Genomic DNA, 20,171 nt, shown 5'->3' on the forward strand with positions numbered 1-20,171 from the left:
CCGGTGACGGCCCGTCACGCTGCGCAGCGAGGTTTGGCCGTCGTCACACGGGGAACCTCCGGGTGGTTCGTCCGCGTTGTCAGGATGACCGCAACCCGATGAGGGAGGACCACCGTGCCGTTGATGCGCAAGCTGACCATGTTGGCCGGGGCCGCTGGCGCGGCCCGCGCCTACGCGAAGAAGAACCCCGAAAAGGTGAACCAGGCCGTCGGCAAGGCGGCCAAGTTCGTCGACGACAAGACCAAGGGCAAGTACCACCAGCAGATCGCCGGCGCGGTCCGCAAGGTCAACTCGGTGACGGGGCAGCAGCCGGGGCCGGGTACCGCCCGGTAGGTCATTCGGCCGTCAGGACTTCGAGGACCCCCTCGCCGTACTTGGCGAGCTTGTTCTCGCCGACGCCGCTGACCGTGCCCAGCGCGGCCAGCGAAGAAGGCCGTTGCGTGGCGATCTGGCGCAGGGTCGCGTCGTGGAAGATCACGTACGCGGGCACGCCCTGTTCCTTCGCCACGCCGGCCCGCCAGGCACGCAGACGTTCGAACAGCGGGGCCGCCTCCGCGGGCATGTCCGCCGTGGGGGCGGCCTTGCGCGTGCCGCGGGCCTTCGCGGCGGCGGCCCGCTCGGGCTCGCGCCGCAGCAGCACCTGACGCCCGCCGCCGAGCACCTCGGCGCTCGCCTCGGTGAGCACCAGCGAGCCGTAGTCGCCTTCGACCGCGAGCAGGCCCTGGGCGAGCAGCTGCCGCACCACCGCCCGCCACTCCGGCTCACGCAGCTCGGTGCCGATGCCGAAGGTCTTGAGCGTGTCGTGCTGGAACTGCGTGACCTTCGGCGTGGACTTGCCGAGCAGGATGTCGATGATCTGCCCGGCGCCGAACTTCTGGCGCCGCTCGTTGCGCAGCCGCACCACCGTGGAGAGCAGTTTCTGCGCCGGGATGGTGCCGTCCCACGTCTCCGGCGGGTTCAGGCACGTGTCGCAGTTGCCGCAGGGCTCGGCCTTCTGCCCGAAGTAGTTGAGGATCTGCACGCGGCGGCATTCCACCGTCTCGCACAGGGCCAGCATGGCGTTCAGGTGGGTGGCCTGCCGCCGCCGGTGCGCCTCGTCGCCTTCCGAGGTGTCGATCATCTTGCGCTGCTGCACGACGTCCTGCAGCCCGTACGCGAGCCAGGCGGTCGACGGCAGGCCGTCGCGCCCCGCGCGGCCGGTCTCCTGGTAGTAGCCCTCGACCGACTTCGGCAGGTCGAGGTGCGCGACGAACCGGACGTCCGGTTTGTCGATGCCCATGCCGAACGCGATCGTCGCGACGACGATCAGGCCGTCCTCCCGCAGGAACCGCGACTGGTGCTTGGCGCGGGTGCGCGCGTCGAGGCCCGCGTGGTACGGCACCGCCGGAATTCCGTTCTGCACCAGGAACTCCGCGGTCTTCTCGACCGAATTGCGGGACAGGCAGTAGACGATCCCGGCGTCACCCTGGTGTTCGGTGCGCAGCAGTTCGAGCAGCTGCCGCTGCGGCGAGTTCTTGCCGACGATCCGGTACTGGATGTTCGGCCGGTCGAAGCTCGCGACGAAGTGGCGGGCTTCGTCGAGCCGCAGGCGCGCGGAGATTTCCTTGTGGGTGGCTTCGGTCGCGGTGGCCGTGAGCGCGATCCGCGGCACGTCCGGCCAGCGCTCGTGCAGCGCGGAGAGCTGGAGGTAGTCGGGCCGGAAGTCGTGGCCCCACTGGGCGACGCAGTGCGCTTCGTCGATCGCGAACAGCGAAATCTTGCCGCGGTCGAGCAGCCGCACGGTGGATTCGACCGAAAGCCGTTCCGGCGCCAGGTAGAGCAGGTCGAGCTCGCCGGCCAGGAAGGCCGACTCGACCTCTTGGCGGGCGGCGTAGTCCTGCGTGGAGTTGAGGAAACCGGCGCGGACACCGGCGTTGCGCAGCGCGTCGACCTGGTCTTGCATCAACGCGATGAGTGGCGAGACGACGACGCCGACACCCGGCCGCACCAGCGCGGGAATCTGGTAGCACAAGGACTTCCCGCCGCCGGTGGGCATCAGCACGAGCGCGTCGCCGCCGGCGATGACGTGCTCGACGATCGCCGCCTGGTCGCCGCGGAAGCTGTCGTAGCCGAACACGCGCCGGAGGGTTTCCAGCGCGTCGGAGACGGTCGCGAAGTCGGTGTCTGCCACGCGGCCGAGTGTAGAGCGGGGGTCCGACAACTTCCGGCCGCCCTCGCGGGTGCGACACTGGAGGCGATGGACTGCTACCCGGTATTGGATCTCGCCGCGCATTTCGCCGGTGAGTGGCGGCTCGACCGCGAAATCCTCACCGCCGCGGGGGAGCCCGTCGGTGAGGTGACCGGGACGGCCACCTTCACCGAAGAGGGTGGTGTGCTCGTGTACCGCGAGGTGGGCGAGATGCGGTTGGGCGGGTACACGGGTCCCGTCATGCGCACGCTGCACTACCGGCTGGCCGAGCCGGGGCGCGCTGACGTGCACTTCGACCACGGCGGGTTCTTCCACGAGCTCGACCTGCGCGCCGGGTGCTGGGAGACGGACCACCCCTGTCGGGCTGATCTCTATCACGGGAGTTATCGCGTGCTCGACGCGCAGAGGTGGCGGCAGGAGTGGGCGGTCCGCGGCCCGGCGAAGGATCACCTGATCGTGACGCGCTTCAGCCGCGCATCGGGCTGAGCCGAGCGCGGCGCGTGCCCGGGCTGAGGTGCCCGGGTGTCGTCCGCTCAGCCGCGCGCTGGGGTGAGCAGGTCGGCCAGGTCGATCCGGCGCAGGAACTCCGCGCGGATCCGGTCACCCACCTCCGCGACCAGCCAGCCGCCGTCGTCGGCCGGGTCGATGTGCACCCGGAACGGCCTCTCGCCCTTCGGCAGGTCCACCACGCGCGCCAGCTCCTCGGCCACCTTCGCGACGTCCGCGTCCGGCGGCGTGATCTCCGCCAGCTTGCGCCCGACCTGGTCGCTGAGGCCCGCGTACCGCTCCTCGTACGCCGCCTCGACCGCCGTGTCGGCCGGGTGACCCGAGTGCGGGAAGTGGTTCGTGCCCGCGGTGAACGCGCCCGGCACGATGATCGTCGTGTCGATGCCGAAGCGGGCCAGCTCGGCCGCGTAGCTCACCGCGAGGCTGTCCATCGCCGCCTTCGCCGCGAAGTACGGTGCCAGGTACGGCGGGGTGCCGCCGCGGACGCTGCTGCTCGACACCCACACCAGCAGCCCGTCGCGCTGGGCGCGCAAGTGCGGCAGCGCGGCGCGGTTGACTCGCTGGGTGCCGATCGCGTTCGTGTCGTACAGCTGCGCGAGCTGCTCGGGCGTGAACGCCTCGGCCGGGCCCAGCGCCATGTGCCCGGCGTTGTGCACCACGACGTCCAGCCGGCCGTGCTCGGCGACGATCGACGCGATGGCCGCGTCGACCGAGTCCTGGCTGGACACATCGAGCTCGACCGAGCGGAGGTCGGCGCCGTGTTCGCGGGCGTACGCGGCGGCGGCTTCGACCTGCGGTGCGTTGCGCCCGCCGGTGTCGCGCATGCCCGCGTAGACGGTGTGCCCGGCGCGGGCCAGCGCCCGGGCGGACAGGGCGCCGATCCCGCTGGACGCGCCGGTGACGACGATGATCTTCGACATGGGAGTGCTCCTGAGCCGGTGGTGGGGGGTCAGACGATGCCGCCGTTGGCGCGCAGCACCTGGCCGTTGACCCAGCGGGCCGGACCGGCCAGGAACGCGACGACCTCGGCGATGTCCTCGGGCTTGCCGAGCCGCTCGAGCGGCGGCTGCTTGGCCATCCGGGCGATCGTCTCCTCGTCCTTGCCGTCGAGGAACAGGGCCGTCGCCGTCGGGCCGGGGGCCACGGTGTTCACCGTGATGTCGCGGCCGCGCAGCTCGCGCGCCAGGATCATGGTGATCGCCTCGACCGCGCCCTTGGTCGCGTTGTACACGCCGTAGCCGGGCAGGTTCAGCCCGAGCACCGACGTCGAGGTGGTGATGATCGCGCCGCCCTCGCGCACCCGCCGCGCGGCCTGCTGGGCCACCGCGAACGTGCCGCGGATGTTGGTGCGGTGCACGCGGTCGAGAACTTCGAAGTCGGTGTCCGCGATCGGCGTCGGCGCGTTCATCACGCCGGCGAGGTGGGCGACGACGTCCACGCCGCCGTACGTGCGCTCCGCGGTGTCGAACAGTTCCGCGACGGCGGCGGGGTCGGCCACGTCGGCGCGGACGGCGATCGCGCGGCCCCCGCGCTCGGTGATCGCGTCGACGGCGGCCTGGGCCTCCTTTTCGTTGCCGGCGTAGTTGACCACGACCGCCATGCCGTCGGCGGCGAGGCGCTCGGCGACCTGGCGGCCGATGCCGCGGGAGCCGCCGGTGACGATCGCGACGCGGGTGTCGGTGCTGCTCATCGGGATCCTTCTTCCTGGTCGGGCGGCGGTGGTATCGCCGCTTCCGTCTTGCTGTTACCAACGATAGCACTACGCTGGTAACAGCGCTAGTCGATAGTTGTTATCGTCGTTACACCGGTGGCGGCATCCGGACGCACCGACGCCGCCGGTCGGCCGAATCGCGAGGTCAAGGGCAGTGTGCCGGGTTTCGGCGGCCCGGACGCGGGAACACCGGACGCATCGGGGGGCTCGACATCCTTGAAGGAGTTTGTGCGATGCCCACATGGCTGATCGTCGTGATCGTCGTCGTGGCCGTCGCGGTGCTCGGCACCGTGATCTGGCTCGCGACGCAGGAGATGCAACGGAAACGGCTGCGGCAGCGGTTCGGTCCGGAGTACGACCGCATGGTCGAAGAGAAGGACAGCCCGCGTGCCGCGCAGCGGGAGCTCGCCGAGCGCGAACGCCGGCACAAGGAGCTCGACATCCGCCCGCTGTCGCCGTCGGCGCGCGAGCGGTACGCCCAGAAGTGGGCCATGGTGCAGGAAAAGTTCGTCGACCACCCGGCCGCCGCGGTCTCCGAAGCCGACCAGGTCCTGGTCGCCCTGATGGCCGAGCGCGGCTACCCGACCGAGGGGTACGAGCAGCAGCTCTCCGACCTGTCGGTGCGCCACGCCAAGACCCTCGAGCACTACCGCACCGCGCACGACACGCAGAAGAAGCGCGACGGAGCGTCCACTGAGGACCTCCGCGACGCGATGGTGCGCTACCGCACCGTGTTCGAGGACCTGCTGACCGACGGCGCCGACGAGCAGCGCCACGACCGGGACCACGACCACCACGAGCGCCGCAACGGGCACGACGGCCACGACCGCGACGCGCGCGACCACACCGACCGCGCCGACCGGCGTGCCGCCGACCAGCCCGAGCACCAGGCGGCCGCCCAGCCGCGCACCGAGTGGAACGGAGGACGCTGACCATGACCGACCACCTGACGAGGCACGGCGCCGAGCACGACGAGGACGTCACGAGCCGCGAAGACGTGCGTGAGGCGAACGACCTGCGTGACGGCGGGACCGCCGAGGTGCCCGGCCAGGACCGGGCCACCTTCGGCGAGCCGGGCGCCGAAGCCGACGACAGCGACCGGAACCTCAGCACCGCCGACCTGGCCTCCGCTTCGGCCTCCCCGGACAGCCGGGAGGACACCGCTCGCCGCGGGCCGGACGACAGCGACGAAACGCCGCCGCTGATCGACGAGGAGAAGGTCACCGGCTTCCGCGACCGCTGGCAGAACGTCCAGACCGGCTTCGTCGACGACCCGAAGCGGGCCGTCCAGCAGGCCGACGAGCTCGTCGCGGGCGTCATCAGCGCACTGGCCACCACGTTCGCCGAGCACAAGAGCGAACTGGAAGCCCAGTGGCAGCAGGGCGAACCGGCCACCGAGGAGCTGCGGATCGCGCTGCGGCGCTACCGCTCGTTCTTCGACCAGCTGCTGCCGCGCTAGCGGGACCCGTTTGCCGACGGGCATGATCGGGTAGCTCGCCGGTGAACGGGGACAGCAACGGGAGGCAGCCGATGAACGTGGCCGATCTGCTCGCCGACGGCTTCGGCCGGGTCCGGGGAACCGTGCACTCGGCGGTGGAAGGACTCACCGCCGAGCAGCTCCGGGCCCGGCCGGACGAGGAAGCCAACTCGATCGCCTGGCTGGTGTGGCACCTGACCCGGGTCCAGGACGACCACGTCGCCGACGTGGCCGGGACCGAACAGGTGTGGACCGGCCAGGACTGGCTGGCGCGCCTCGGCCTCCCGTTCCCGGCGGGGGACACCGGGTACGGCCACCGCCCGGAGGACGTCGCGGCGGTCCGCGTCGACAAGCCCGATCTGCTCACGGGCTACTACGACGCCGTGCACGAACAGACCCTGCGGTTCGTCGAAGGCCTCGACGGCCAGTCGCTCGACCGGATCGTCGACGAGGCGTGGGACCCGCCGGTTTCGCTGGGGGTGCGCCTGATCAGCGTCCTCGACGACGACATCCAGCACGCCGGGCAGGCGATGTACGTCCGCGGCCTGCTGGAACGTCAGTCCTCGTAGCCGTCGCCGCGGTGGTCGGGCAGGCGGCGCGGGCCGGGCCCGTCGGCGCCCAGCCGGTCGGCCGGGTTGGCCAGCCGGCACTTGGCCAGTGACATGCAGCCGCAGCCGATGCAGTCGCTGAGCTGGTCGCGCAGCTGTTCCATCCGGCGGATCCGCGCGTTGAGGTCGTCCTTCCAGCACTTCGAGATCCGGGCCCAGTCGGCCCGGGTCGGCGTGCGGTCTTCGGGCAGCAGCGCGAGCACCTCTTTGATCGCCGACAGCGGCATGCCCACCCGCTGCGACATCCGGATGAACGTCACCCGCCGCAGCGCGTCGCGGCAGTAGCGGCGCTGGTTGCCCGCCGTGCGGCGGCTGCGGATGAGGCCTTCGTCCTCGTAGAAGCGCAGGGCCGACGCGGGCACCCCGCTGCGCCGGGAGAGCTCGCCCACCGTGAGTTCGGGCAACGTCCGTGCCGTGGCGTTCACCATGCCGTCCAGCCAACCACAGCCGCGTGCTTGACTTCAAGCGAGCTTGAAGTCTCATCCTGGCCCGGACGGCAACAACGCCGCTGTGCCAAGGAGGAAGAGTGTCCGAAGCTCCCGTGCGGGTCGCGGTGATCGTGGGAAGTGTCCGGGAAGGACGGTTCGGCCCGGTGGTGGCGGACTGGCTCGCCGGCGTCGCGGGCGAGCACGGCGGGTTCGAGGTCGACGTCCTCGACCTGGCCGAACCCGACCTGCCGCTGGCGATGCCGGCGTTCGGGGCCACCCCGGCGGCCGCGGTCGTGGCCGAGGTCGCGAAGGTGACGTCGAAGCTCGCCGCCGCGGACGCGTTCGTCGTGGTCACCCCGGAGTACAACCACAGCTACCCGGCCTCGCTCAAGAACGCCATCGACTGGCATCGCGCCGAGTGGGCGGCCAAGCCGGTCGGGTTCGTCTCCTACGGCGGGATTTCCGGCGGCCTGCGCGCGGTCGAGCACCTGCGCGCGGTCTTCGCCGAGCTGCACGCGGTGACCATCCGCGAGACGGTCAGCTTCCACGGCGCCCACACGCGCTTCGACCCCGACGGGCTCCCGAAGGACGACGGCGCCGGCGTCGCGGCGAAGGCGATGCTCGACCAGCTGGGCTGGTGGGCCCGCGCGCTCGCCGACGCCAAGGCGGTCCGGCCCTACCCCGGCTGATCCGTCCGTTGTGGACGGACCCGCTCAGAAAGCCTGGCAGGTCAGGGAGGGCAGCTGCGTGTCGGTCCCGGAGAGCGTGATGACGCCTTCCACGACGTAGCTGCCCTCGGCGGCCAATGCCGCGAACGCGGTGCAGACCAGCTGGTTCACCGCGAGCGGCGGGAGCGGCTTCAGCGGGAACGGGACGTTGATCATCGCGGGCGGGCCGGGGCTCAGGGCGACCGGCCCGCGCTCCGGCGGCAGCATGGTCGCGTACCCCTCGGCCGCCTCGTCGGACGACGGCCCGCTCAGCAGGATCGACAGCGCCGCGCTGACGCCGACGGCCGTGCCGGTCGGCCGCGTCACCGGGGCGACCCGGCCGTCGATGACGAAGTAGAGGATCAAATCGGTGCCGCGGCCGCTGCCGCCCGGGCTCCGCAACGTCGGCGCCGGACCGGCCGACACCACGCCGGTCGGTTTGACCCCGCACGCGCTCACCACCAGCAGCACGGCCAGGACCAGCAGTTTCTTCACCACACCTCCCGCGGCAGGCGCAGCTCGAACCGGGCGCCGGTCCCGGTGTTGGCCGCGACGATGTCCCCGCCGTGCAGCCGCGCGTTCTCCCGCGCGATGGACAGCCCGAGCCCGCTGCCTTCCGACCGCGCGCGTGCCGTGTCGGCCTTGGCGAAGCGGTCGAAGACCCGCGGCAGCACCTCTTCGGGGATCCCCGGCCCGTGGTCGGTGACGGTCAGCACGACATCGCCGCGCTCCGCCCGCAGGACCACCTCGACCGGGGGTGCGCCGTGGCGCACCGCGTTGCCGACCAGGTTCGCCACGACGATGTCCAGCCGCCGCCGGTCGAGGGCCGCGGTGATCCCCGGCGGCAGGTCCGTCACCAGGTCGTCCCCGGCCTCCCAGCCCCGCGCCGCGAGGCTGTCGGTGACCGCGGCGGCGACGTCCAGCCGCTCCCGGCGCAGCTCGGCCCGCCCCGCGTCGAAGCGCGAGATCTCGATGAGGTCCTGCACCAGCCGGGTCAGCCGCCGCGTCTCGGCCGACACGAGCCGCGCCGCGACGGCCGTGTCCGGCGGCAGCTGCTCGGCGTCCTCGTCGAGCACGTCGGTGACCGCGTTCATCGCCGCCAGCGGCGTCCGCAGCTCATGCGAGACGTCGGCGACGAACCGGCGCGCGTCCGCCTCCATCGCGCGCAGCGTGCCGACCGTGCGCTCCAGCTCCGCCGCCGTGTTGTTGAACGTCGTGACCAGCTGGGCGAGCTCGTCGGATCCCTTGGCCCGCAGCCGCACGTCGAGCCGGCCGCGGCCGAGCTGGTTCGCCGCGGTGTTCAGCGCGCGCACCGGGCGCAGCACCTGCCGCGCCGCGAGCAGCCCCAGCGCCACCGCGAACGGCAGGGTGAGCGCGGCCGTCTGCCAGGCCGTGCGGGCCAGCTCGTCGATCGCCGCCTGCTGCTGGTCCAGCGGCACCGACGCGTACACCTCGAGGCCGCTGGTCCGGCCCGACGAGGTCTGCACCGGGATCCCGACGAAAAAGATCGGGTACCCCTGCGCGTCGACCCGCTGGAACTGGATGTTCGTGCTGGTGGCCACCGCGTGGCGCAGCTCCGCGGGCACGACGTCCAGCGGCATGCCCGAAGTCGAGTGCAGGTCGTGGTAGACGACGAGGGCCTCGCTGGACTTGAGCGCGAGCGCGAACGCGTCGATCGTGGACTGGGACGGCGGCAGCGACACGGTCGGCAGGTACGCGACGACCTGGTCGCGCAGCTTCAGCATCGTCTGGTCCTGGATGCCCTTGAGGATGGCGTTGCGCGCGTAGACGTAGCTCGCGCCGGCCGCCGAGGTGGCACCGAGGATCATGATCACCGCGAAAGCCGCGACCAGCCGGGGGCGCAGCCCGGCCAGCCACGACGGGATCTTCTTCACGACCGGCCGAACCGGTAGCCGAACCCCCGCACGGTCTGCACGTACTCCGGCCTCGCCGGCACGTCCTCGATCTTCGCCCGCAGGCGCTGCACGCACGCGTCGACGAGCCGCGAGTCGCCGAGGTAGTCGTGGTCCCAGACCGCGGAGAGGATCTGCTGGCGGCTGTAGACCTGGCCGGGGGTGCGCGAAAGCTCCAGCAGCAGCTTCAGCTCGGTCGGGGTCAGCGACACCGGGGCGCCGCGCTTGGTCACCTCGAGCCCGGCCCGGTCGATCACCAGGTCACCGTGCCGTTCCTCGGGAGCCGACGGCCCGGACGGCGGCTCGCCGACCGCCCGGCGCAGCACGGCCCGGATCCGCGCGTCCAGGACCCGCGGTTCGACCGGCTTGGCCACGTAGTCGTCCGCGCCCGCCTCGAGCCCGGCGACGACGTCGAAGTCGTCGCTGCGCGCGGTCAGCATGATGATCGGGACCGGGCCCGACGCCCGCATCCGGCGGCAGGTTTCGAAGCCGTCCATCCCCGGCAGCATCAGGTCCAGCACCACGAGGTCGGGCCGGTGCCGCACGAGCACCTCGATGCCCGCCTCGCCCGATCCGGCCGTGTGCACCACGTGTCCCTGGCGGCGCAGGGCCAGTTCCAGTCCCTCCCGCACCGCCGCGTCGTCTTCCACCACCAGTACCTCGGCCACGGCGCCATTATTCGGAAAAGCGCACGTCATGGCGACCCGGGCCGATCTTGTAGCAAAACCATGACATCGCGCTGACGGGATCTCGAAATGCCGTCTCCAGGCTGGGGGACATGGCAGTGATCACCTCCGAACCGCGACCCGTGCCCGCCCGCCCCGCGCTCGTGACCCGGGCTTCGTCCCGCACCGCGGTGCTCGCCGCGAGCGCGGCCGGGTTCGCCCTGGCGTTCGTCGCGGCCTATTTGCTGTTCGTCCGCACCGAGGCCGGCCGCGGCGTCGAGAACGGCGTCGTCCGCAGTGCCCAGTCCGCCGGGCACGTGGTGGGCTGGGCGGCACCGCTGCGGGAGGTCGACCTGGTCGCCCTGCTCGGCGGGGTCGCGGTGCTCCTGGTGGTGATCTCCCTGGTGCGGCGCCGGTTCGCGCTGGGCGTGACGGCCCTGCTGCTGCTCACCGCGCCTTTGGTGGTGGCGCAGCTGCTCAAGCTGTACGTCCTGGATCGGCCGAGCACCGGCGACCGCTTCGGTGTCGCGAGCCACAACAGCTTCCCGAGCGGGCACGTCAGCGCGGCGATGGCCGTGCTGGTGGCGCTCGCGATCGTCCTGCCCCGCCGGTTCCGCCCGCAGGTCCTGGTGGCCGGCGGCATCGGCGTCGCCTGGGTCTCGGCCGCGGCCGTGGCACTGGGCTGGCACCGGTTGAGCGACACCGTGGGCGGCTGCTTGCTGGTCGCCGCGGTCACCTGCGCCGGGGCGGCGGTGGTGTCCGCCCGCCGCCCCGACGGTGACCGGGTGCCGACGCTGCCGGTGCTGGGCGGCCTGCTGGCGCCTTCGGCCCTGGTGCTGACGGGCTTCGCGGTGCTCGCGACGGCGACGTCCGCCGCGGCCCAGTTCGTGGCGGCGATGGTCCTGGCGGCCCTCTCGGCGATGACGGTGGTGCTGCTGCTCACCGGCCCCCTGCGCCGCGTGACGTTCGACCCGGCCGAGGGCCGCGTCCGGCGGCTCCGGCGCCGCTGAGCCGGCGGGCCAGTTTCGGGGGATTGGCCCGCGACAGCGCGGTTCACGGCGCCTAGCGTCGGGCGAATGCACCCGAGGCTCGCCGAAGACCTGAACTCCCTGCCCGATCTGCTCGACGCCGCCCGGAAACACGCCGGTGAGACGCTGGCCGGGCTGCCCGAACGGGCGGCCGCCGTTCCGCCCGCCGGCCGGGTGCCGGCTCCGCTGCCGCTCGAAGGCAGCGGCGCCCGGGGTGCGCTGGAGGAGTTCGCGCAGCGGTGGGAACCCACCTTCGCGGGCAGCGCGGGCCCCCGCTACCTCGGGTTCGTCACCGGGGGCGCGACCCCCGCCGCGCTGGCCGGGGACTGGCTCACCGCCACCCACGACCAGAACCCCGCCAGCGGCATGGACTCCTCGGCCCAGGACCTGGAACGCGAGACCGTCGGCTGGCTGGCCGAGCTGTTCGGGCTCGGCGCGGAGTTCTCCGGCGCGTTCGTCACCGGCGCGACGATGTCCACCGTCACCGGCCTCGCGATCGCCCGCGAGTGGCTCGGCGAGCGGGCCGGGGTGACCGTCTCGCGAGACGGCGCCGCCGCGCTCGGACCGGTCACCGTGCTGTCCGGCTCGCCGCACTCGAGCGTCTCGAAAGCGTTGTCGTTCCTCGGGATGGGCCGTTCCGCGCTGCGGACGGTGCCGGTGCTGCCCGGCCGTGAGGCGGTCGACGTCGCGAAACTCGAGGAGGCGCTGGCCGCCCTCGACGGCCCGGCGATCGTCGTCGCGAACGCGGGCACGGTGAACACCGTCGACTTCGACGACCTGCGCGCGATCGCCGCCCTCAAGCGGCGCTACGACTTCTGGCTGCACGTCGACGCCGCGTTCGGCGGGTTCGCCGCGCTGGCACCGGAACACGCCGCCCTGACCGCGGACCTCGACCAGGCCGACTCGGTGGTCGTCGACCTGCACAAGTGGCTCAACGTGCCCTACGACTCGGCCGTCCAGTTCACCCGCCGCCGCGACCTGCAGCTGCGCGTGTTCAGCAACAACGCCGCCTACCTCGGCGAAATCGGCGACACCCCGGACTTCCTGCACCTGACGCCGGAGAACTCCCGACGGCTGCGCGCGCTCCCGGCGTGGTTCTCCCTCGTGGCCTACGGCCGGGACGGGCACCGCGAGATCGTCGAACGCTGCGTCGCGCTCGCCCGCGACCTCGGCGCGCGGCTCGACGCCTCGCCCCGCTGGCGGCTGCTCGCGCCGGTGCGGCTCAACGTCGTCTGCTTCAGTCCGGCGTCCGACGCCACCCAGGAGCGGATCGACGCGCTCGTCCGCGCGATCGCCGAGGACGGCACGACGTTCCTGACGCCGACGGTGTACGACGGACGGCCCGCGCTGCGTGCCGCGTTCAGCAACTGGCGGACGACCGCCGCCGACGTCGAGCGGGTGTTCGCCGCTCTGGAACGCCTCGGCTAGCTCCGGTCCGACTTCGGCATCAGGTACTTCCACGGCGACGCGCCGACACCGAGCTCGCACGGCACGTGCACCAGCGCCGGGCGCCCGGAGGCGAACGCCTTGTCCAGCGCGCCGCGCAGGTCGTCCGGCGTGCGCGCGGTCAGGCCGAGCGCGCCGAAGGTCTCGGCGAGGCGGGCGAAGTCCGGGTTCCGCAGCCGCCCGCCCAGCGCGCGGCCCTCGAACAGCCGCTCCTGGTCGAGGTGGACGTTGCCGTAGTGGCCGTTGTCGAACACGACCGCGACCACGTTCAGTCCGTATTGGACAGCCGTGGCGAGCTCCTGCGCGGCGAACATGAAGCCGCCGTCGCCGGTCACCGAAACCACCGGACGGCCGGGGAAGGCCGCCTGCACGCCCAGCGCCGTCGGGTAGCCGAAGCCGAGCGTGCCCTGGTGGCCGCAGGTGACGAAGGTGCGGGGCGAGTAGACCTCGAACCCGAAGTAGGACGCGAACCCGACCTGGCAGATCTCCTCGACGAAGAAGCCGTCACGGGGCAGCACGTCGCGGATCGCCCGCAGGTACTCCAGTTCCGGCCCGACGTCGGCGAACCGCTCGGCCACGGCGGCCTTCAGCGCGGTGAACTCCGCCGTCCGGTCTGTCCGTTGTGGACCGACGGCCGCGGTCAGGGCCGCCGTGGCGTCGGCGGAGTCGGCGACGATCGCGACGTCCGCCTCGAGCCGCGTCGCCTGCCGCGGGTCGATGTCGAGCAGGATCGTCTTGAGGCCCGCCGGCTTGTCGGGCCAGCGGAACCAGGACAGTTCCATCCGCGACCCGATGCCGACGACGACGTCCGTCTCGGGCCAGCGTTCGAAGCCGGCGACGCACGTGAAGCCGAGCGGGTGGTCGTCGCCCACGATGCCGCGCCCGCCGCGGAACGGCACCACCGGCGCCTGCAGCCGTTCGGCCAGCGCCCGCACCTCGGCGGCCGCGTGCCGCGCGCCGCCGCCGACCATGATCATCGGGTGCTTCGCGCCGTCCAGGAGCTTCGCGGCTTCCTCGACGGCGCCGGGATCGACGGCCGGGCGGGGGAGCGGCCGCGGTCCGGCGACCTCGGCGGGAGCGCGCAGGCCCAGCACGTCCCACGGCACCGCCAGCGAAACCGGCCGCGGACGGCCGCCGGTCGCCTCCCGGAACGCCGTCGCCAAGGCGTCCGGGACTTCGGCCGGGTGCTCGACCAGCGCCGACCACTTCGTGATGGTGCGCAGGGTGGCCAGCTGGTCGGGCATCTCGTGCAGGTGCCCGAGCCCGCGGCCGAGGTAAGCGCGCGGGATCTCGCTGGTCAGGCACAGCACGGGGGCGCTCGCGCCGTGCGCCGAGAGCAGCGCGGCCGACGCGTTGAGCACGCCGGGTCCCGGCACCACGGTGTAGACGCCGGGCCGTCCGGTCGCCTGCGCGTAGCCGAAGGCCATGTAGGCCACGGTCTGCTCGTGCCGGGCGCCGATCACCCGGATGTCGCCGGCCCGGGCGAGGCTGTCGAACAGGTCGTAGGTCTGCACGCCGGGCAGGCCGAAGACGGTGTCGACGCCGTGGGCCCGCAGCCCGTCGACGATCAGGTCGGCCGCGGTGGGCGGGGGAATCGGCATCGGCACGGCCTCCTGGGCGTCGTCCGTCGGCTGGACCATATATGGTTTCCTACATGATCAGCGCGTCGTCGGGAAGACCGGTCACGAAGTCCCAGCTGGCGTACGAGACCATCAAGGCCAGGATCCTCGACGGCAGCTACGGGCCGGGCTACCGGCTGGTGCTCGACCAGATCGGCCGCGAGCTCGACGTCAGCGCGGTGCCGGTCCGCGAGGCCCTGCGCCGGCTCGAGGCCGAGGAGCTGATCCAGTTCGAGCGGAACGTCGGGGCCAGGGTCGTCGCGATCGACCCTACGGCGTACCGGCACGCGATGGAGACGGTGGCGATCGTCGAGGGCGCGGCCACCGGGCTGGCCGCGCCGCTGCTGACGCCGGAGGCGGTGGCGCGGGCCCGCGCGCTCAACGACCGGATGCGCCGTAGCCTCGCCGAGTTCGACCCGCTGACGTTCACCGCGCTGAACGCCGAGTTCCACGAGGTGCTGTTCAGCGCCTGCCCCAACCCGAACCTGGTCGACCTGGTGCGGCGCTGCTGGACCCGGTTGGCCGCGGTCCGCGACAGCACATTCTCGTCCGTGCCGGGGCGGGCCCCGGCGTCGGTGGAGGAACACGAGCGGTTGCTGGTCCTGATCGAGGGCGGGGGTGATCCGGCCGAGGTGGAGCGGTTCGCGAGGGGACACCGGCTCGCGACGCTGGAGGCTTACCTCGCCCGGCAGCGGTGACGTCGTGAGTGTTCAGGGCGGTTAGAACCGCCCTAAACACTCACGACGGCGGTGCGGGCGAGGGGGGCGACGGCCGGGGGCCGGGCGGTGCGGGCGGGGGCGACGGCGGTGTGGGCGGGGCGACGGCCGCGCGCTGGGGGCGGCGGCGGTGTGGGCGGGGGTGATGACCGCGGGCTGGGGGCGACGCGGTGCGGGTGGGGGTGATGGCCGCGGGCCGGGGCGGTGCGGGTGGGCGATGGCCGTGCGCGTCGGCGGGATGCGCTTGGCCCGGGTTGGGTGCGTGAGGGTTGCTTGGTGCGTCGGCGAAGTGTCAGGGTCGGGGATGCCGATCTTCTCCGCGCCGGACGGGACCGCGCTCGCCTGGCACCTCTCCGGCTCCGGTGGTGAACCGCCCGTTGTCTGCCTTCCCGGTGGGCCCATGCGGGCTTCCGCCTATCTCGGCGACCTCGGTGGCCTCGCCGCCCGGCGGCGGCTCGCCGTGCTCGACCTGCGCGGGACCGGGGACTCCGAGGCGCCCGGCGATCCCGCCACCTACCGGTGCGACCGGCAGGTGGAGGACGTCGAGGCGCTGCGCAAGCACCTCGGCCTCGAGCAGCTCGACCTGCTCGGCCACTCCGCCGGGGCGAGCCTGGCCGTCCTCTACGCCGCTCGGTATCCCGGGCGGCTTCGGCGGCTCGTGCTCGTCACGCCCAGCCCGCGGGCCGTCGGGTTTCCGCTGCCCGTCGGGGAACGGCGGCGGATCATGGCCCGGCGCGCCGGTGCCCCCTGGTTCGAGTCCGCGGCCGCCGCCTACGACGCGATCGTCGCCAAGAAAGCCACCAGTGCCGACTGGGCCGCCGTCGCGCCGATGTACTACGGCCGCTGGGACGCCGCCGCCCGGCACCACCACGCCACCGAGTCCGCTCAGCGCAATGGCGCCGCCGCGCGCGTCTACAACTCCGAGGGCGCCTTCGAACCCGAGGCGAGCCTGGCCGCGCTCGCCGAGGTCACGGTTCCGGTGCTCGTGCTGACCGGCGAACTGGACTGGATCGCGAGCCCGGTCGTGGCGACCGAGTTCGCCGCGCTCTTCCCGGACGGGCGCGCCGTCGTGCTGCCCGAGGCCGCGCACTACCCCTGGCTCGACGACGCGCCCGCGTTCGTCTCAGCCGTGGCGGGCTTCCTGGCTTGAGCCCGGGTTGTGCCGCGGCTTGATGCGGACCGCGGGCAGCGCCGGCGCGGGCAGCCGCTGCGGGGTGCCCTCGTAGCCCGTGACGCTGCCGAACTGGTCGGACTCCGCCTGCCACGCCTCGCGGAACGCCGCGATCTCCTCGTGCGTCCGGCCGACGAAGTTCCACCACATCAGGATCTCTTCGTCGAACGGCGTCCCGCCGAGCAGCAGGAACCGGGCCGGTGCCGAACCGCGGTTGCTCAAGGTCAACGAGCGCACGCCCGTGCCGACGTAGCCCAGCTCCGCCGCGCGGACGCGGGTGCCCGCGACATCGACGACGCCGGTGTCGACCAGCACGCCGTGCTCGAAGCGCGGGTCGACGCCGAGGGACATGTGGGCGTCCGGGCCCAGCACGAGCTCCGCGCCGAGCAGCGGGGTGTACGTCGGGATCGGGGAAGTGCGCCCGGCCAGCGAGCCGAGGAACACGCGGATCTCGGCGCCTTCGATCCGGTTCACCGAAGGTACGTAGTGGTCGAACGCGCGGGCCGTGTGCCGGTGGCGCTCCGGCAGCGCGACCCACAGCTGGACGCCGTGCAACGTCTTCGTGGCCGCCGTCGAGACCTCGGAGTGGCAGATGCCGTGGCCGCCGGTCATCAGGTTCAGCTCGCCGGGGCGGACCATCGCGTGCGTGCCCAGGCTGTCGCGGTGCTCGATCTCGCCGGCGAACAGCCAGCTGACCGTCTGCAGGCCGGTGTGCGGGTGCGGGGCGACGTCCATCGCGCCGGGTCCGGTGACCTCGTCCGGGCCGTAGTGGTCGGCGAAGCACCAGGCGCCGATCAGCGACCGGGACCGCTGGGGGAGGGTCCGCCGGACCCGCATCGCCCGCGGGCCGCCCAGCGGCACCTCGCGCGGGGTGAGGACCTCGACGGCCGGGTGCTCGGGGTCGGCGGCCGTGGGCCGGTCGCCGCAGGCGAGCTCGGCGGGGGCGGCCTCGGTGTTGCTCATACCCGCCACGGTAGTCGTGGTCCGGGCCGGGACCCGCCGCGGTCGTTCTCGTCTGGAGTTGTCAAACACCGCACCGCCTGGTCAGGCGGCTGCCTGCTGCCGCGCCGTGACGATCGCCTCGCCCTCGGCGGTCAGGACCGCCGGGACCAGCTCGCCGGGCAGTCCCGGGCGGGCCGCGCGGACCAGGCCCTGGTGGGCCAGCGCGTGGGCGGCGAACTGGTCGCCGCACGAGAGCCCGTCGATGAACAGGTCGGGTTCGCTGCTGCAGGACACCCGTCCGCGGCCGGCGCCGACGGCTCGGAGCATCGCCAGCATCCGGTGGTTGAGGCTCGTGTCGTTCCGGTTCCCGTTCATCTCGGTCCCTCCCGCTCGTGGTCCGGCATCGTCCTACTCATGCGTCGAACCAGCTGACGGGATTTCGACAGCACATCCGGTACCGGCCCGGTCGGAGCGTCGCCCCCATGGTCGCCGCCCCCGGTCAAGGGCGGGTCGACTTCCCGTCGACTGTCGTTCGGAGGCCGCGCGGGGATGGATGGGCTGCGGTCGACGAACTGATCGGTCAGCGGCACACCGGAAGGCTAGAAGGGCGGCTCCTCTCCCGCCCCGACGCCTGCCGGGACCGGGGCGGCTCCCCATGCGTTGCCGTCCGCGGGGCTCGCTCCGCCGCCGGTGCGGTTGACCTTGTTGACCGCTGCCGTCGCGTAGCGCAGGGACGGGCCGATCTCGTCCACCTGCAACTCCACCACCGTGCGCTTCTCGCCCTCCTTGGTCTCGAAGGACCTTTGGACCAGCCTTCCCGTGACCAGGACCCGCGCGCCGCGCGTGAGGCTCTCCGCCGCGTTTTCCGCCGCCTGGCGCCACAAGCTGCAGCGCAGGAACAGCGGCTCGCCGTCCTTCCACTCGCCCGACTGCCGGTCCAGCGTGCGCGGTGTCGAGGCGACCGTGAAGTTCGCGACCGCCGCGCCGGACGGGGTGAACCTCAGCTCCGGGTCCGACGTCAGGTTGCCGACCACGGTGATGATCGTTTCGCCCGCCATGATGATCAAACTCCCTTCTCCGCGGGTCCGGGGTGCCCCGCTCTCGCCGTCGAGGAGAGCACGGGGGTCCGACAATTTCCGGCCGGGCGACGAGATGCCGACACCCGGCCGGGGTGGTTTCCTCCCGCCATGCCGACGGCGTTTCAGAACGAGCTGGGCACGCTGGCGCACCGGCTGGCGGACCTGTGCGGCCTCGTCGCGCTCGCGTTCGAAGAGGCCTCGCGCTCGGTGCTCGAAAGTGACCACACGCTGGGCGGACGTGCGCGGGAACAAGCCGCTGCGGTGGCTGCCCTCGGGGCCGCTTGCGAGGACCAGGCGTGTGCGCTGCTGGCCCTCCACGCGCCACTCGCCGGGGAGGTGAAGGCGGTCGTCGCCGCCGTGCACGTCGCCGCGGATCTCACTCGGATGGGTGGACTTGCGTGGGAGGTCGCGGAGCCGCGGGGACCCGTTCCGCCCGGTGCGCGGCCCGCTCTCGGCAGGCTTGGCGCGCACGCCGTCGCCGCCGCTCGGGCGCTGCGGGGACTCCTCGTCGGGGAGGACGCCGCCGGGTTGGACGATGCCGTCGCGCTCGCTGGTGACGTTGAACGTGAGCTGCGCGCGTGGGCGGGCGGTGGGGAATGGCCGCGTGGTGGGGGTGTTGCGGTGGAGGTCGTGGTGCTCGCCGAGCGGTACGGCCGGTTCGCCGCGACCGCCGCCCGGATCGCCCGGCGGACCGCCGAGTTCGTCCCGGTCGGCGCCTGAGCGCCGCGGACTGCGGTCGCGGGAGGGCGGTCGGGTCAGGCCCGCGCCGACCGGAGGTGGCAGGCCGCCAGACCCGGCTCGGTTCGGGTGCGGCCGGGGGCGCCGCGGACTGCGGTCGTGGTGGCGGGTGGGGCAGCCGGGTCAGGCTTGGTGCGAATTTGCTGCGTTCGGGCCGCCTCAACCGGAGGTGGCAGGCCGTCAGACCCGGCTCGGCCCGGTCGCGGCCGCACGGGGGGCGACCGCGACCGGGTGCGTCAGCGGCCCTGCTGCGGGAACTGGCCCTGCTGGGGGAACTGCTGCCCCTGCTGCGGATACGGTTGCTGCTGCGAGGGGTGCTGCGGCTGCGGGAACGGCTGCGACGGGTGCTGCTCGACCCCCTGCGGAAGCGCACCCTGAGGGGCGCCCTGCGGGTACCCCGACGACGCCTGCTGCCCCTGCTCCTCCTGGGCCTGCAGCCGGACGGCGTCCTCCTTCGGGATGCGGTTCTCGATGCCGCAGAACGTGCACTGGGCCGTGTACTTCACCCCGATCGGGAACAGCGGGATGAAGAACAGCGTGAACTTCGTGACCGCCTTGCGGACCGCGTGCGAGGCCGGGTTGCCGCAGCGGCCGCACAGGAAAGTTGTCATCGCGAGCACGTAGATGCGCGTTCGCCAGCCCCAGATCAGCATCGGTCTTCTCTCTTTCGGTCCTTCGTTCGCCCGGCAGCCTCGCACACCGGGGGCGTCCCGCGTCGCGGTTTTCCGGAACTGGTCCGGACCAGATCTGGGCAAAGTGGACATTCGGTCCGTACTAGATTGGGATCATGCCGAGCGACTTCGCCCTCAAGACCATGAACGCCGTCCACCGGGGCCTGATCAAGCTCTCCGGCGGGCGGCTGGGCTGGCACGCCGCCATGCCCGTCCTCGAACTCACCACCGTCGGCCGCAAGAGCGGGCAGCCGCGGACCGTGCTGCTGACTTCGCCGCACCAGGACGGCGACACCCTGGTCGTCGTCGCCTCGCGTGGTGGGGACGACACGCACCCCGCGTGGTTCCTCAACCTGCGGGACAACCCCGACGTCGAGGTCTCGCTCAAGGGTGCCCCGAAGCGGCCCATGCGCGCCCGGGTCGCCGACGCCCAAGAGCGCGCGAAGCTGTGGCCGAAGATCACCGCCGACTTCAAGAACTACGCTCAGTACCAGACCAAGACCGACCGGGAGATCCCGCTCGTCTTCCTCGAACCGCGCTAGGGCGTGTATCGAAGT

The 20,171-nt window shown here is 72.7% G+C and carries 24 protein-coding genes; 12 read left to right on the plus strand and 12 right to left on the minus strand.

Going from position 1 to position 20,171, the window contains the following annotated elements; genetic code table 11:
* The first annotated feature begins 123 nt into the window (after positions 1-123).
* Entirely contained in the window at positions 124-333 is a 210-nt protein-coding gene (locus QP939_RS31620; protein WP_414641901.1) for an antitoxin, read from the plus strand.
* A gap of 1 nt (position 334) precedes the next feature.
* Here QP939_RS31620 and recQ read toward each other — a convergent pair whose 3' ends face one another.
* Positions 335-2,170: a DNA helicase RecQ gene (gene recQ, locus QP939_RS31625; protein ID WP_285449851.1), complete on the minus strand. Its 1,836-nt coding sequence runs from the start codon at positions 2,168-2,170 to the stop codon at positions 335-337.
* 66 nt (positions 2,171-2,236) lie between these two features.
* On the opposite strand from recQ, the gene QP939_RS31630 reads away from it, so the two are divergent.
* A complete protein-coding gene (locus tag QP939_RS31630; protein ID WP_285449853.1) occupies positions 2,237-2,674 on the plus strand; it encodes a DUF6314 family protein in 438 nt (145 codons plus the stop codon).
* Positions 2,675-2,721: 47 nt separating this feature from the next.
* Here the strand turns inward: QP939_RS31630 and QP939_RS31635 are convergent, their stop codons facing one another.
* Both QP939_RS31635 and QP939_RS31640 read right to left on the minus strand, forming a co-directional pair.
* A complete protein-coding gene (locus QP939_RS31635; RefSeq protein WP_285449854.1) occupies positions 2,722-3,615 on the minus strand; it encodes an SDR family oxidoreductase in 894 nt (297 codons plus the stop codon).
* Positions 3,616-3,644: 29 nt separating this feature from the next.
* Entirely contained in the window at positions 3,645-4,385 is a 741-nt protein-coding gene (locus tag QP939_RS31640) for an SDR family oxidoreductase (protein WP_285449855.1), read from the minus strand.
* 254 nt (positions 4,386-4,639) lie between these two features.
* Between QP939_RS31640 and QP939_RS31645 the strand changes: the two genes are divergently transcribed.
* The 3 genes from QP939_RS31645 to QP939_RS31655 all read left to right on the plus strand — a co-directional run bounded on the left by QP939_RS31645 (position 4,640) and on the right by QP939_RS31655 (position 6,452).
* Positions 4,640-5,338, plus strand: a complete 699-nt coding sequence (locus QP939_RS31645; RefSeq protein ID WP_285449856.1) for a hypothetical protein — start codon at positions 4,640-4,642, stop codon at positions 5,336-5,338.
* A 2-nt stretch (positions 5,339-5,340) separates the two neighbouring features.
* Positions 5,341-5,865 (plus strand): hypothetical protein, encoded by a 525-nt coding sequence (locus QP939_RS31650; RefSeq protein WP_285449858.1) that lies wholly within the window; start codon positions 5,341-5,343, stop codon positions 5,863-5,865.
* A 71-nt stretch (positions 5,866-5,936) separates the two neighbouring features.
* On the plus strand, positions 5,937-6,452 hold the full coding sequence (locus QP939_RS31655; protein ID WP_285449860.1) for a mycothiol transferase: 516 nt from the start codon (positions 5,937-5,939) through the stop codon (positions 6,450-6,452).
* On the opposite strand, the gene soxR is transcribed toward QP939_RS31655, so the two are convergent.
* Positions 6,440-6,919, minus strand: a complete 480-nt coding sequence (gene soxR / locus QP939_RS31660; protein ID WP_285449861.1) for a redox-sensitive transcriptional activator SoxR — start codon at positions 6,917-6,919, stop codon at positions 6,440-6,442. The two genes, QP939_RS31655 and soxR, sit on opposite strands and share 13 nt — an antisense overlap.
* Positions 6,920-7,017: 98 nt before the next feature.
* Here soxR and QP939_RS31665 point away from each other — a divergent pair, with 98 nt between their 5' ends.
* A complete protein-coding gene (locus tag QP939_RS31665) occupies positions 7,018-7,608 on the plus strand; it encodes an NADPH-dependent FMN reductase (protein ID WP_285449862.1) in 591 nt (196 codons plus the stop codon).
* 24 nt (positions 7,609-7,632) lie between these two features.
* On the opposite strand, the gene QP939_RS31670 is transcribed toward QP939_RS31665, so the two are convergent.
* The 3 genes from QP939_RS31670 to QP939_RS31680 all read right to left on the minus strand — a co-directional run bounded on the left by QP939_RS31670 (position 7,633) and on the right by QP939_RS31680 (position 10,207).
* Positions 7,633-8,121 carry a hypothetical protein gene (locus QP939_RS31670; protein ID WP_285449863.1) on the minus strand — a complete coding sequence of 163 codons (489 nt, stop codon included), beginning with the start codon at positions 8,119-8,121 and terminating at the stop codon, positions 7,633-7,635.
* Complete coding sequence (locus QP939_RS31675) at positions 8,118-9,455, minus strand: sensor histidine kinase (RefSeq protein ID WP_285459894.1); 1,338 nt, start codon at positions 9,453-9,455, stop codon at positions 8,118-8,120. The genes QP939_RS31670 and QP939_RS31675 overlap by 4 nt, the downstream gene beginning before the upstream one ends.
* 62 nt (positions 9,456-9,517) lie before the next feature.
* Positions 9,518-10,207 carry a response regulator transcription factor gene (locus tag QP939_RS31680; protein ID WP_285449866.1) on the minus strand — a complete coding sequence of 230 codons (690 nt, stop codon included), beginning with the start codon at positions 10,205-10,207 and terminating at the stop codon, positions 9,518-9,520.
* A gap of 110 nt (positions 10,208-10,317) precedes the next feature.
* Here QP939_RS31680 and QP939_RS31685 point away from each other — a divergent pair, with 110 nt between their 5' ends.
* Positions 10,318-11,214, plus strand: coding sequence for a phosphatase PAP2 family protein (locus QP939_RS31685; protein ID WP_285449867.1), 897 nt, complete (start codon positions 10,318-10,320; stop codon positions 11,212-11,214).
* Between the two features lie 66 nt (positions 11,215-11,280).
* Positions 11,281-12,660, plus strand: coding sequence for a pyridoxal phosphate-dependent decarboxylase family protein (locus QP939_RS31690; protein WP_285449868.1), 1,380 nt, complete (start codon positions 11,281-11,283; stop codon positions 12,658-12,660).
* Here QP939_RS31690 and QP939_RS31695 read toward each other — a convergent pair.
* Entirely contained in the window at positions 12,657-14,318 is a 1,662-nt protein-coding gene (locus tag QP939_RS31695) for a thiamine pyrophosphate-dependent enzyme (protein ID WP_285449869.1), read from the minus strand. The two genes, QP939_RS31690 and QP939_RS31695, sit on opposite strands and share 4 nt — an antisense overlap.
* A 2-nt stretch (positions 14,319-14,320) precedes the next feature.
* Here QP939_RS31695 and QP939_RS31700 point away from each other — a divergent pair, with 2 nt between their 5' ends.
* Together QP939_RS31700 and QP939_RS31705 are read left to right on the plus strand one after the other, a co-directional pair.
* The gene (locus QP939_RS31700; RefSeq protein WP_285449870.1) at positions 14,321-14,995 is read left to right on the plus strand and encodes a GntR family transcriptional regulator; all 675 of its coding nucleotides are present in this window, start codon (positions 14,321-14,323) and stop codon (positions 14,993-14,995) included.
* Positions 14,996-15,413: 418 nt separating this feature from the next.
* Positions 15,414-16,163, plus strand: a complete 750-nt coding sequence (locus tag QP939_RS31705; protein WP_285449871.1) for an alpha/beta fold hydrolase — start codon at positions 15,414-15,416, stop codon at positions 16,161-16,163.
* Here the strand turns inward: QP939_RS31705 and QP939_RS31710 are convergent.
* The 3 genes from QP939_RS31710 to QP939_RS31720 all read right to left on the minus strand — a co-directional run bounded on the left by QP939_RS31710 (position 16,137) and on the right by QP939_RS31720 (position 18,184).
* Positions 16,137-17,147 (minus strand): pirin family protein, encoded by a 1,011-nt coding sequence (locus tag QP939_RS31710; RefSeq protein WP_285449872.1) that lies wholly within the window; start codon positions 17,145-17,147, stop codon positions 16,137-16,139. The genes QP939_RS31705 and QP939_RS31710 overlap by 27 nt on opposite strands.
* An 81-nt stretch (positions 17,148-17,228) precedes the next feature.
* Entirely contained in the window at positions 17,229-17,501 is a 273-nt protein-coding gene (locus tag QP939_RS31715) for a hypothetical protein (RefSeq protein ID WP_285449874.1), read from the minus strand.
* A 224-nt stretch (positions 17,502-17,725) separates the two neighbouring features.
* Positions 17,726-18,184: a single-stranded DNA-binding protein gene (locus QP939_RS31720; protein WP_285449875.1), complete on the minus strand. Its 459-nt coding sequence runs from the start codon at positions 18,182-18,184 to the stop codon at positions 17,726-17,728.
* 129 nt (positions 18,185-18,313) lie between these two features.
* Here QP939_RS31720 and QP939_RS31725 point away from each other — a divergent pair, with 129 nt between their 5' ends.
* On the plus strand, positions 18,314-18,925 hold the full coding sequence (locus QP939_RS31725) for a PhoU domain-containing protein (protein ID WP_285449876.1): 612 nt from the start codon (positions 18,314-18,316) through the stop codon (positions 18,923-18,925).
* 254 nt (positions 18,926-19,179) lie between these two features.
* Here the strand turns inward: QP939_RS31725 and QP939_RS31730 are convergent, their stop codons facing one another.
* Positions 19,180-19,596 carry a zinc ribbon domain-containing protein gene (locus tag QP939_RS31730; protein ID WP_285449877.1) on the minus strand — a complete coding sequence of 139 codons (417 nt, stop codon included), beginning with the start codon at positions 19,594-19,596 and terminating at the stop codon, positions 19,180-19,182.
* 134 nt (positions 19,597-19,730) lie between these two features.
* Between QP939_RS31730 and QP939_RS31735 the strand changes: the two genes are divergently transcribed.
* A complete protein-coding gene (locus QP939_RS31735) occupies positions 19,731-20,156 on the plus strand; it encodes a nitroreductase/quinone reductase family protein (protein WP_285449878.1) in 426 nt (141 codons plus the stop codon).
* Positions 20,157-20,171 lie beyond the last annotated feature (15 nt).

The sequence above is a fragment of the Amycolatopsis nalaikhensis genome (assembly GCF_030264295.1).
In the GTDB taxonomy this organism is placed as follows: domain Bacteria; phylum Actinomycetota; class Actinomycetes; order Mycobacteriales; family Pseudonocardiaceae; genus Amycolatopsis; species Amycolatopsis nalaikhensis.